This is a genomic window from Endozoicomonas sp. ONNA1 (genome assembly GCF_024606325.1).
In the GTDB taxonomy this organism is placed as follows: Bacteria; Pseudomonadota; Gammaproteobacteria; order Pseudomonadales; family Endozoicomonadaceae; genus Endozoicomonas_A.
In genome coordinates, this window is the sequence record NZ_JAHHPN010000472.1 from 1 (window position 1) to 11877 (window position 11877).

7 protein-coding genes are annotated in these 11877 nt (G+C 50.0%); 2 read left to right on the forward strand and 5 right to left on the reverse strand.

Annotated features, from left to right (window positions below):
- The 5 genes from KDK19_RS10765 to KDK19_RS10785 form a co-directional block, all read right to left on the reverse strand.
- The coding region (locus tag KDK19_RS10765) for a VWA domain-containing protein (protein WP_257291927.1) at positions 1 to 1388 on the reverse strand (1388 nt) is incomplete at its 3' end.
- A complete protein-coding gene (locus KDK19_RS10770; RefSeq protein ID WP_257252376.1) occupies positions 1388 to 2419 on the reverse strand; it encodes a VWA domain-containing protein in 1032 nt (343 codons plus the stop codon). The genes KDK19_RS10770 and KDK19_RS10765, both read right to left, overlap by 1 nt.
- The gene (locus tag KDK19_RS10775) at positions 2412 to 2939 is read right to left on the reverse strand and encodes a DUF4381 domain-containing protein (RefSeq protein ID WP_257291928.1); all 528 of its coding nucleotides are present in this window, start codon (positions 2937 to 2939) and stop codon (positions 2412 to 2414) included. Before KDK19_RS10775 ends, KDK19_RS10770 begins: the two co-directional genes overlap by 8 nt.
- The gene (locus tag KDK19_RS10780; protein ID WP_257254798.1) at positions 2936 to 3871 is read right to left on the reverse strand and encodes a DUF58 domain-containing protein; all 936 of its coding nucleotides are present in this window, start codon (positions 3869 to 3871) and stop codon (positions 2936 to 2938) included. The genes KDK19_RS10775 and KDK19_RS10780 overlap by 4 nt, the downstream gene beginning before the upstream one ends.
- A 14-nt stretch (positions 3872 to 3885) precedes the next feature.
- Positions 3886 to 4848 (reverse strand): MoxR family ATPase, encoded by a 963-nt coding sequence (locus tag KDK19_RS10785; RefSeq protein ID WP_257281090.1) that lies wholly within the window; start codon positions 4846 to 4848, stop codon positions 3886 to 3888.
- Between the two features lie 612 nt (positions 4849 to 5460).
- On the opposite strand from KDK19_RS10785, the gene KDK19_RS10790 reads away from it, so the two are divergent.
- Together KDK19_RS10790 and KDK19_RS10795 are read left to right on the forward strand one after the other, a co-directional pair.
- Positions 5461 to 10275, forward strand: coding sequence for an NAD-glutamate dehydrogenase (locus tag KDK19_RS10790; RefSeq protein ID WP_257281089.1), 4815 nt, complete (start codon positions 5461 to 5463; stop codon positions 10273 to 10275).
- Between the two features lie 92 nt (positions 10276 to 10367).
- The coding region (locus tag KDK19_RS10795; protein ID WP_257291929.1) for a hypothetical protein at positions 10368 to 11877 on the forward strand (1510 nt) is incomplete at its 3' end.

Genomic DNA, 11877 nt, shown 5'->3' on the forward strand with positions numbered 1-11877 from the left:
TGCTGTTGCTGTTGTTGCTGTTGCTGCTGCTTTTTCAGGTCTTCAATCAGCTTTTTATTGGCGATAGCATCTTCCATGCCGGGGTTTAGCTCAAGGGCTTTGTCGTAGGCGGCTTCTGCTTCATCCAGCTTGCCGGCTCTGGCGAGGGCATTACCTTGGTTGTAAAAGCCTTTTGCGGTATTGGAACGGGCAAATTCACTGGCTGCTTCTTCGTACTTACCCGCCTGATAGAGGGCCTCACCTTTCCAGTCCAGTCGGGTGAACTTTTCAGCGGCCTGTTCAGGCTTTTGGTTATTGAGTGCTTCCATAGCCTGTTGGTTATCGTTATGCCAGAGGCTGTTCCATTCTACCGCCTGTGCTGGAGGGGAAGGGATTATTGTTGCCAGCAGGAAGACGGTTAACCAGCCTTTTCTGAAGCCGGACAGTGCCAGAGGCAAAAGCAGCAATACCAACCAGAAGCCAGCATCCTGCCATTGGTCAAACTGCGTCTCAACCTTGACTGAGTTATCATTGAGTCCGGCTTTTGGCAGAACGGCTTTCAAATCACTGTCATCCAGAGTCATGTCTGCATACGTGCCACCTGTCGATTGTGCGAGGTGGCGGAGCTGCTGGCGATCCTTCTTGGGGACAATAATGGTGCCTTGTTTGTCTTTGAGGAAGCCTCCTCCGGGCAGGCTGATGGGAGCACCTTTCTCGCTGCCAATGCCCAGAATTGAAAGAGTACTGCCGCTCTTTTGCAGCAGTGAACGTATTTTGCTGACCTGTGTATCTGGAATATGGTCAGTAATCAGGAGGATATCGCCCGCTTCCCCAGCTCCCTGTGCCAGTAATTCAAGGGCCTGTTCAATGCCATCGATGGGGTTGTCTCCCTGTTCCGGCATAATCTTGGGGGATAGTGCCGGAACCAGGTTGGCTAAAGTACGATTGTCGTCTGTTAAGGGGGCAACAGTATGTGCTGAGCCTGCGAAGGCAACCAGGGCTGAAAGCCCGTCCTTGCGCATATTAAACAGATCCAGCAGTTTGTAACGAGTCCTGGAAAGTCGATCGGGTTTATCGTCTTCAGCATACATTTTGTAAGACATATCTACGACGACTACCAGGGGCTGAAGACTTTTGTTAACAGGGGTGGGGATTTTTTGCCAGGTAGGGCCAGCCAGTGCCAGAACGGCCAGTGTCCAGACAGCCAAAAGCAGGTAGAAGGGGAGTCGGCTCTGTTTCTCACTGTGACCCTGTGTAAGGTGTTGCAATAATTCAGGGGCGATAACCCGCTTCCAGTCTCCGGTTTGCTGCTGTTGTCGCCAAAAAGCGGTCAGCAGAATCAGACATGGGATGAAGGCCAGCAACCACAGAGGGCGCAGAAAATGGAATTGACTGATAAGCTCACTCATTAATGATTCCTCCCTGGCTGGCTAATTGATGCTTCAGGGAAGGCTCTCAGCGTCGCCATGAGCAGGCTGAGAATCAGGGCCAGTGCCAGAGGCCAGAAAAACAGGGCTATGCCAGGCCTGAAGCGTTCTTTGTTCTGCCTGACAGGCTCCAGTTTGTCGAGTTCGTCGTATATCTTTTCAAGCCCTTCGGTATTTTTTGCCCGGAAATATTGCCCACCCGTGAGCTCTGCAATTTCTTTCAGGGTTTTTTCGTCCAGATCTTCAGAGGGGTTGATCCGCCGTGCACCAATGGATGAACCAAAGAGGCCTGGCTGGATCATTTCATCCGCTCCCAGGCCAATGGTATAAATGCGAATGTTTTCCGAAGCGGCCAGTTTTGCAGCCTGAACAGGTGTAATTTCTCCGGCGGTGTTGGCACCGTCGGTCATTAATATCAGTATCCGACTGTCCTGGGGGCGTTTACGAAGGTGCTTTACTGCCAGACCCAGAGCATCACCGATGGCGGTTTTATTGCCTGCCATGCCAATCGCTGATTCGTCCATCAGGGTGCCAATGGTTTTCAGGTCAAAGGTGAGAGGTGCCTGTAGGTAGGCCTGGGTTCCAAACAAAATCAGTCCAAGCCGGTCGCCCTTGCGTTTTTCAATAAAGTCGTTCAATACATGCTTGGTCACCACCAGACGATTCACCGGTTTGCCCTTCAGTTCCATGTCGGCGATTTCCATACTGCCGGACAGGTCGACTGCGATCATCAAATCTCTTCCTGATCTCTCTATTTGAACCGGTTCTCCCAGCCAGACCGGTTTTGACGCAGCGACGACCAGCAGCATCCAGATCAGCCAGGGCAGCAGTGTTTGCCAGCGCTTAAGTGTTTCCTGGTGTGCAGGATGCTCACCGGCAATATCAGCCAGCCCCCGATAAAACGGGACTCGCAAAGCAGCACCTGAGGCACGGGTGGCGGGGCTGGCAAAACGATAAACCAGCAAGGGCAAGGGGGCGGCCAGTAACATCCAGGGCCATTGCAACTCAAGCATGGTGTTTCCTGATCCAGCGGACAGTCAGTTTATGGAGCTGATTCACATCAACCTCTGGTTTGTCTTTCGCTACGGACGCTTCTTTCACTGTGGGCATCTCTTTCGATACAGACATTTTCTGAAAACGTGCGTCACCCAGAGCTTGTCCGGGGTTCCCGTTGAATGCGGGGATGCCACTCTTTTGGGAGAGGAACTCCAGCCACGGGTCGCCATGAAGACGAGCGACCTGTTCGGCCGGGTAGGCATGCAATGCTGTCTGTTTGAGTAAACGGTTGCAGTCATTGGCAAACTGGAATGCATTATTGTGTTTCTGATAAGCGCTGAAAATAAAATGAGCCTGTTTACATGCCAGCCTGCGATAGCGATTTCGACGAATGTAGCGAACCACAAACAGCGTCATCAGGGTGACAATCACTATGATTAGAAAGGCGGACAGCCACCAGCCGGGAGCCAGCGGCCATAAGCTGACGGGATCGGGTAGATGATTGGGCCGGAGTTGATCCAGAGGATTTGGTGTCATACCGACCTCCGGGGATTCATTCGGGAGCCAAACCAGGCTTGAAGCTGACTGCCTGTGTCCTGATCAGTCCCTAGCTCCAGAAGAGGCACCTTTAGGCTGGCCAGCTGGTCTTTTAGTAAGGTCTGGAAACGATGATGCCGGGATCGGTATTTCTGGCGAAGGTCTCTGGAGCGTGTATTGATAGTTTGCCGGTGAATGCCATTGGTAATGTCATAGCGCCCCGGTCTGGGTAGCTCAGATTCCAGTGGATCTGTCACTTGTACGGCGATTAATTCACAATGTCCTGAAAGCCGGGACAGGTGACGAAAGCTCTCTTCGTCAAGTCGCTGAAAATCACTGATAACGAAAACATGAGTGCCCGGGTGGGCGACCCTGCGAGCGTGTCGCAATGCTTTGCTCAGATAGTTGTCCTGTTGGTGGTGAGGAATGGTTTCAGCCTTAAGGCTTCTATTATGGTGTTCAAGCTTGTTGAGCAGGTGCATCAAGGTTTTTTTAGAACGCTTGGGACGAATCTCACTGAGTCCCTGTTCATCAAAAATCAGACCTCCAATACGGTCACTGTGCAGGAGCGTGGCCCAGGCCAGTAGGGCACCAGCCTCGACAGCAGTGACAGACTTGAAGTTTAACTGACTGCCAAAAAACATCGAATGGCTCTGGTCAACCATAACCAGTACCGGGCGCTCGCGCTCTTCCCTGAAAAGTTTTGTGTGAGGTTTCATCCTGCGTGCAGTGACACGCCAGTCAATGGACCGGATGTCGTCACCCGGTTGATAAGCACGCACCTCCTCAAAGTCAATCCCTCTGCCCTTGAAAGGGGAATAGCCGGTACCTGCCAGCAGACTGTGGGAATGATTTTGACGGAAAATGGCCAGTTCTCTGGCCTGAAAACGCAGGCTGACCAGCTCATTCAGTTGTGAGTATGCTCCACTCATGCTTTGCTCCTGGCTCAGGCAACGGGAACCAGGTTCAGTAACTGATCAATGATGTGATCAGCATCTTTTCCTTCGGCCTCGGCTTCGAAAGTCAGCAACAGTCGGTGCCGAAGGACATCGTGGGCAACTGCCTGAACGTCATCCGGGCTGACATAGTCCCTGTCGTTCAGCCAGGCTCTGGCGCGGGCGCATCGATCCAGGGCAATCGTACCCCGGGGGCTGGCACCGTAATCCAGGTATTCACCCAGACGTTCATTGTAAAGGGCCGGGTGACGGGTGGCATTGATCAGCTGAACAATGTATTCCTCAACCACGGGTTCCATATGAACGGCCAGAGCTTTCTGTCTTGCGGCAAGAACGTTGGCCTGAGTCAGGGGCGTGACCGGTTTTACCGGAGACTGTTTCATGGCTTCACCACGAGCGAGTCTGAGAATTTGTCGCTCGGCTTCGACATCGGGGTAACTGACCCGAACGTGCATCAGAAAGCGGTCCAGCTGAGCTTCCGGAAGAGGGTATGTGCCTTCCTGTTCAATCGGGTTCTGGGTGGCCATGACCATGAACACTTTGGGGAGTGGGTAGGTTTTCCGGCCCATGCTGACCTGACGCTCAGCCATGGCTTCCAGCAAAGCGGACTGAACTTTGGCAGGCGAGCGGTTGATCTCATCGGCCAACACCAGATTTTGAAAGATAGGGCCCGGCTGGAAACGGAAGCTGCCGTCTTCAGGGATATAAATATCGGTACCCGTTACATCTGCTGGCAGCAGGTCGGGTGTGAACTGAATACGGTGGAATCCAGCCTCCAGACCGTCGGCCAACGCTTTAACGGCCCGGGTTTTTGCCAGACCGGGGGCGCCTTCGACCAGCAGGTGGCCATCGGCCAGCAGGGTAATTAATAAACGGTCAACCAGATGCTCCTGTCCGACAATACAGCTACAGAGGTATTGTCTGAGTTCATTCAATTCTGAATTGTTAGACATAGAATCCTGAATCCCTGATAGCTCCCGGCAGCTGAACAGCGGATATACCTGACAGCTGCCTGTGGTTATGTAAGTTCGTTATCGTATCCGGACAGCGACAATGGGGCGCCTTTAGATATTGCTTCTATAAGGCTCCGATATTGTCAGCCGACGGTTCATCCTGTTCTACCTGTTGCCTTCAGTCTTATCGATGGATCAACGGTATTTATCCATGCTGAAAGTCCTGATGGGCAAAGCGCAAGGCCTTTACCTATAGTTCAAGTAGAGACATTGTAATATAGGTTCAGTGTCTGCTCAGGTCTAGTTGTTCATGGGAAGCTGTCTGAAAACTGACAGCCTCTTTTCGAATTCTGGACAGAGATATTCCAGACTCTTTAATTAGGGTGCAAAGGTCGATAAGTTGGTAATAGATCGGGTGAATTCGCTTTAGACAGCGTCTTTCCCTGAAAAGTTTCCTTTCAGGCTATAAACCTGTTCAATGTGTCTGTCACGGCCAACAGGGTTCTTGAACAGGATCAGTTGTTATTCAGAAGCTGTTGACGTGGTCATTTTCAGGCCGACAAGGACGTCAACGGTCCCTGGCAATACATTTTCTTATCCGGAGATGCCAGCATGGGTCATCACGAGACTATGGAACGAAAGGAGTATTTGGACAAAATTGTTGAGGAGTTAAGCAACCAGATACCCGAACAGCAGAAAGAAGCCCTCCGTGAGTTTGTCTATCAGTACTATTCCATGGATATTCGACAGGAGTTGAGCAAATGCAAGCGTCGGGATCTTCTGGGCTCAACCCTCTCGTTCTGGAAGTTTATCCAGCACCATAACCCTGACAGTCCGGAGATAGAGGTATTGAATCCGGATTATCCTCACCATGGCTGGCACTCGACCCATAGCATCCTCAGACTCATTCACCGGGATATGCCTTTCCTTGTAGACTCCCTGAGAATGAAATTGAATGAACGCGGGCTAACCATCCATAACCTGCGCAATACCGTCATTCATAACCGCAGGGACAGCCAGTTTAATCTGGTATTCGATATGGACGCTGAGGCAACGGTTCACAGGGAGGCGATTATCTATGTAGAGATTGATCGTCAGGATAATGAAGAAGAACTGGATGTTATTGCCGAGCAGGTGGCCGCAGTGATGGCGGATGTGGTCAGGGTAGTCGAAGACTACCGACCCATGTCCGGTCGTGTTGAGCAATTGGCCAGCTCCATGACGGGGGGGCAGGCTGAACAGGTTAAGGAGTTCCTAAACTGGTTGCTGAGCAATAACTTCACTTTTCTTGGTTACGAAGAGCTCAAAGTGGTGGAAAGAGAAGGTCAGCGACAGATTATTCGTCCTTCCGATTCATTGCTGGGGCTTTTGAGAACCACCCATAAGGGGGAAATCGGTCAACTCAAACTGGAACCTTTTATAGAAAAGGACTTCTTTGAGCAAAAAGACTGGCTCTCCTTCTCCAAGGCAGCGGTTCGTTCAAGCGTCCACCGTCCCGCCTATCCTGACTTCATCACCGTACGACAATTCGCAGAGGACGGTTCGGTGGAGGGTGAGGCCAGAATTGTCGGGCTTTATACTTCTCCGGTGTATCGTCAGAGCCCTTTCTCTATACCTTATATTAACCACAAGACCCGAGAAGTGATTGAGCGCTCCGAACTTGATCCAAAGAGTCATCATGGCAAGGAACTGGAGCAGATTCTGGAAGTCTTCCCCCGGGATGAATTGTTCCAGACACCCAGAGACCAGCTGTTCGCCACGGCTATGTCCATTCTCCGAATTCAGGAGCGAAAAAAGATCAGGATCTATATCCGTCAGGATCCTTATGGCACTTTTTGTTCTGCACTGGTGTTTGTACCCAGAGATGTTTACAGCACCGGTCTCCGTATAAAAATGGAAGAGATTCTGTGTCAACGACTTCAAGCTGTTGATTCGGAGTTTACCACGTATTTTTCTGAGTCTGTTCTCGCCAGAGTACATTTTATATTCAAACTGCGTGGACGAATTGAGTATGATCTGGAAGCAATCAATGATGAGCTGGCTCTGGCAACCAGCTCCTGGATTGATGAATTTCGTTCAGCGCTCCTGGAGTCCAATGGAGAAGCCAAGGGCAATCAATTGATTGCCAGGTATGCCTCAGGCTTTTCTGCCGGTTACAAGGAAGCATTTTCTCCTGAGTCAGCGGTTGTTGATGTTGAACACTTTGAACGCATCAATGATAAGACATCGCTGTCTATGGGGTTCTACCGCTCCCTGAATGATGAGCCTGGCCGTATTCACTTCAAGCTCTATCATTATGTCGAACCTCTGCCACTGGCTGACCAGATTCCGATTATCGAGAATCTTGGACTGAGGGTACTGGCTGAGTATCCCTATCTTATTCGCAAGAGCGATGGTCAGGTCATTTGGATTCATGATTTTCTGTTGAGCTATGACCCTCAGAAGTCAATGGATATCCAGAAAGTTGGCAAGACATTCAAGGTGGCGTTTGAAAAGGTCTGGTTTGGGGAGGCTGAGAATGACCGGTTTAATCTGTTGGTGCTGGCTTGCGGAATGAGCTGGCGTCAGGTCGCCATGCTCCGGTCTTATTCCCGATACATCAAACAGATTCGTATGGGTTTTAGTCAAACTTATATTGCCGAAACCTTATGCAATAATATAAAAATCACCTGTTTGCTGGTAGAGCTTTTCGAAACACGCTTTAACCCGGAGCTTTCTCTGTCTAATCCTCAACGGCTTGGTCGACAGCAGCAGATTCAGCAAGCCATTCTTGAGGCTTTGGATCAGGTAACGGTACTCACTGAAGACCGGATTGTTCGCCGCTTTCAGAGTGTGATCATGGCTACTCTGAGAACCAACTTTTACCAGCTTGATTCTGATGGTAATACGAAGTCGTATATTTCCTATAAGTTGTCACCACGGGAGATTCCTGATATTCCAAAGCCGGTGCCACTTTACGAAATATTTGTTTACTCTCCCAGGGTGGAAGGTATTCATCTTCGCGGTGGCAAAGTCGCTCGGGGAGGGCTGCGTTGGTCTGACAGGGTGGAAGATTACCGGACTGAGATCCTGGGTTTGGTGAAGGCTCAGCAGGTCAAGAATGCCCTGATTGTTCCGGTGGGTGCCAAAGGGGGCTTTGTTGCTAAACAGCTGCCGGTAGACGGTCATCGGGAAGCTATCATGGAAGAAGGAGTGGCCTGTTATCAGACATTTATCCGTGCCTTGCTGGATGTCACTGATAACCTTTCCGAATCCGATGTTGTTCATCCGAAGTCTGTCGTATTTTATGACGATGATGATACTTATCTGGTCGTAGCAGCTGACAAGGGAACTGCTACATTCTCTGACGTTGCCAATGAGATTGCCAACGAATACGGCTTCTGGCTGGGCGATGCTTTCGCTTCTGGTGGTAGTGTGGGTTACGATCATAAGAAAATGGGTATTACCGCCAAGGGAGCCTGGGTTTCGGTACAGCGTCATTTCCGTGAACGCGGTGTGAACGTTCAGGAAGATCCGATCTCGGTCATTGGGGTTGGGGATATGTCAGGAGATGTTTTTGGCAATGGCATGCTCTCATCTGAAACTCTGGAAATGGTCGCTGCCTTCAACCATCAAAACATATTTGTTGATCCAAACCCTGATGTAAAGCGCAGTTATCTTGAACGGCAGAGGTTGTTTAATCTTCCCCGTTCCAGCTGGCAGGATTATGACAAATCTCTTATTTCTAAAGGCGGTGGTATCTTCTCCCGCCACGCCAAGTCCATAACAGTATCGGTCGAAATGAAGGAACGCTTTGATATCAAAGCAGGCCGAATGACGCCTAACGAATTGATACGTTCACTCTTGAGGGCTCCCGTCGACCTAATCTGGAATGGTGGTATTGGCACCTATGTGAAAGCTATCAATGAAAGTCATGCCGATGTCGGTGACAAGGCTAATGATCCACTTCGTATTAACGGCTGTGAACTCAGGGCGAGAGTAGTCGGTGAAGGCGGCAACCTGGGTCTCAGTCAGTTGGGAAGGGTTGAGTATTCCCTGCAGGGCGGGGCATTGAATACAGACTTTATTGATAACTCTGGTGGGGTTGATTGTTCTGACCACGAGGTGAATATCAAGATTCTTCTCAACGATATTGTTGCCAGTGGTGACATGACCGTGAAGCAGCGCAATGCATTACTGGAAAGCATGACCGACGACGTTTCAAGGCTGGTTCTTTCCAACAACTATCGCCAGACTCAAGCGATTTCCCTCGCAGAATCAGAAGCCCGTTATCGCATGGACGAATACAAGCGCTTCATGGAGTATCTGGAAGGAGAAGGTAAGCTCGACCGGTCTATTGAATTCCTGCCTGATAATGAGGCTCTTGCAGAACGGTTGGCAGCAGGTCAGGGTTTAACCCGTCCGGAACTGTCGCTGCTGATCTCCTACAGCAAAGCAGATCTCAAGGAAGCACTGATCAGTTCGGATGTTATTGATGAACCCTATATGACCAATGAGTTGCACACCTCCTTTCCTGATACCCTGGTAGAAAAGTTCTCAGAACAGATTGATCAACACCGTCTGAAAAGGGAAATTGTAGCGACCCAGATAGCCAATCATATGATCGATATGATGGGTATCACTTATGTGCTCAGGGTTCGTCAGACTACCGGTGCCAGTGCGGCAGAGATTGCCCGGGCCTTTATGGTTGCAAGGGATGTTTTCCGTATCTCAGATTACTGGCACGCCATCGAAAATCTGGATCACCAGCTTACCACCACTACGCAGCAGCAGATGATGGTGTCGTTGATTAAATTGACTCGTCGTGCCAGCCGCTGGTTTATCCGACTCAAGCGCCAGAATCTTCTGGCGGCAGAGAGTATTGAACATTTTGGTCCACTTATCAGCAGTTTTGTTGAATCGTTCACGGATTACCTCAGCGAGTCCGAGAGAGAAGAGCTGGATAGTAAAATGGCCAGGATGATTAGTGACCAGGTGCCGGAAAGTCTGGCCAAAGTCGTCTGTGGTCAGAGACACCTATTAAGTGCCCTGTCAATTATTCAGGCTGCCGATCAGATTGGACAACCCATCGAAAAGGTTGCTCTTGCTTACTTTGCGGTGGGTGAGCGATTAGAGTTGAACTGGTACAGCATACAGCTGGGCAATATTGAAGTTGTGAATCACTGGCAGTCATTAGCCCGGGACAGTATTCGTGATGAGTTGATCTGGCAGCAGAGAGCTTTGACTATTGGTTTACTTAATACCGCGAGTGAAGAAGATCTGAGTCAGAAACTGGATGAATGGATGGTACAGCACCACGGGCTAGTGGCTCGCTGGCAGGCTGTTTTATCCGAAATTCGTAATGCCAGTGTGCACGAAATGGCCATGTTTACTGTAGCCAATCGGGAGCTGATGGATCTGTCCCAGGCCAGTAGCCTCTCGGTATAAACTATTAAGTGAATGATTAAGCGAGACGGTTACCGGATATATTATTTTTTCGTCGCATCTGACGCACCACTCAGGCACGGAGGCAGGGAGCTATGAGTTTAGGAGGCACAGGCAGGCCAGGATCGAGTTCTCAGTTCGTTGATTTGATGAAAAATGTCTCAGAGCTTGAGGCGATTCATAAAAAAGGAGGAGTGGGCCGGATTGAAGTGACTGAATGTCCTGAGAGAACAGAGCAGGGCTCTTTGACGACTTTCAGAGGGAGAAAGGTTGTCAAGGTCAAACCCCGTAAGAACCTGTTCAGAAGACTGCTTGACTTTTTTACTCTCAGAAAGTCAGTAAGAGAGATTAGAGCCATAGCTAAAAGAGATGCCGAGGCTGTTTTGTACGACCAGGTCTTGATGGCGCTTCGTGACAAACATCTGGATACACAGGATAGAAGCCGTCTTATCAATGCTGTCGCTACGGGTGTTATCCCCGGGTTCAGCCCCGGGGAGAGGCAAAGGATGAGAGAAAAAACTCTCAGCCACCTCGAAAACCTCAACGTGTTTCAGGGACCTGAGTCCATAGGAATGATGCTCAATGAGGCGGAAGACGGAGTAAAAGCCTTTCCAAAACTGATTGACACCATTTCGTCCGTCTCCCTTTATGATGCCCGCCAGGCTATTAAAGGTTATTACACGACTTTGCTCCTTGCCCCTGAGCGAATACCGGATAGCAGCAGGCTGAATCAGAATATTGCGAAGCTGGAAGAGCATTTTAAAGATACCCGCCAATCAGATGGTTTTCGGGATCTGGTCAATGAGGTGATTGAGGAGGTTATACACTCTTTGCCTGAACGCCTTTCAGAAGATGAATATGAGCAGTTATTGGCTAACTGGAGTGGCTTTCCTCATACAAACCGTGACCAGGCCCTGGCTAGAGTTATTAAGAAATTCTTCATTAATGTCACCCGCAAAGAACCTTCTATTCACGGCCACCCACGGGAGTTGGTGCAGCAGAAAACTGCTCGCTTTATTGACGCAATGAGCCGTGATCCTGAACTCGAATCGCGATTTGGTATTGACATTGAGCAGATGCTTTTTCAGTTAGCTCACGATAAAGCTCAGGTGATAGCGGAGCTGGATCGTCTGAGTGATGAAGTAACCCAGTTAGATGTAGAAGCTATCAGAGAACGCTTGAAAGCGGGTGAGGCGTTGACCAAAGAAGAAAGAGAGCTGATAGCGGAATCAAGACGTGTACTGCTGAATATTCAGTTGACGGCGGGCAGACGGTGGGACATGGCAATGCTCTCAGACCGTGGTTTCTGGATAGTTGAGGAGGAGGAATACGAAAAACTATCGAAGATTCTGGAAATCGGCACACTGAGGGGAGAAGAGGTTGATCTGGCGCAGCTCGACTGGCTGATTAAACAGCATGATGAGGCCAGAACTCATCCCCGGGTAGCTATTGAAGGGGCCGGCCCCACAGGGCTGACGTTGGCATTGTCACAGTTCGAAGCCGGTGCCAACGTTGCCATCTTTGAGAAGAGAAGTACTGCATACGACAGAGTTCAGGTGGTCAGGCTGGACCCCAAATGGATGGATATGCTGAAGTTTTATCTGG

Bases quoted from the DNA above. Each gene is read 5' to 3' on its own strand.
- KDK19_RS10780 (WP_257254798.1), bottom strand. From the start codon at position 3,871: ATGAGTGGAGCATACTCACAACTGAATGAGCTGGTCAGCCTGCGTTTT.
- KDK19_RS10770 (WP_257252376.1), bottom strand. From the start codon at position 2,419: ATGCTTGAGTTGCAATGGCCCTGGATGTTACTGGCCGCCCCCTTGCCC.
- KDK19_RS10785 (WP_257281090.1), bottom strand. From the start codon at position 4,848: ATGTCTAACAATTCAGAATTGAATGAACTCAGACAATACCTCTGTAGC.
- KDK19_RS10790 (WP_257281089.1), top strand. From the start codon at position 5,461: ATGGGTCATCACGAGACTATGGAACGAAAGGAGTATTTGGACAAAATT.
- KDK19_RS10775 (WP_257291928.1), bottom strand. From the start codon at position 2,939: ATGACACCAAATCCTCTGGATCAACTCCGGCCCAATCATCTACCCGAT.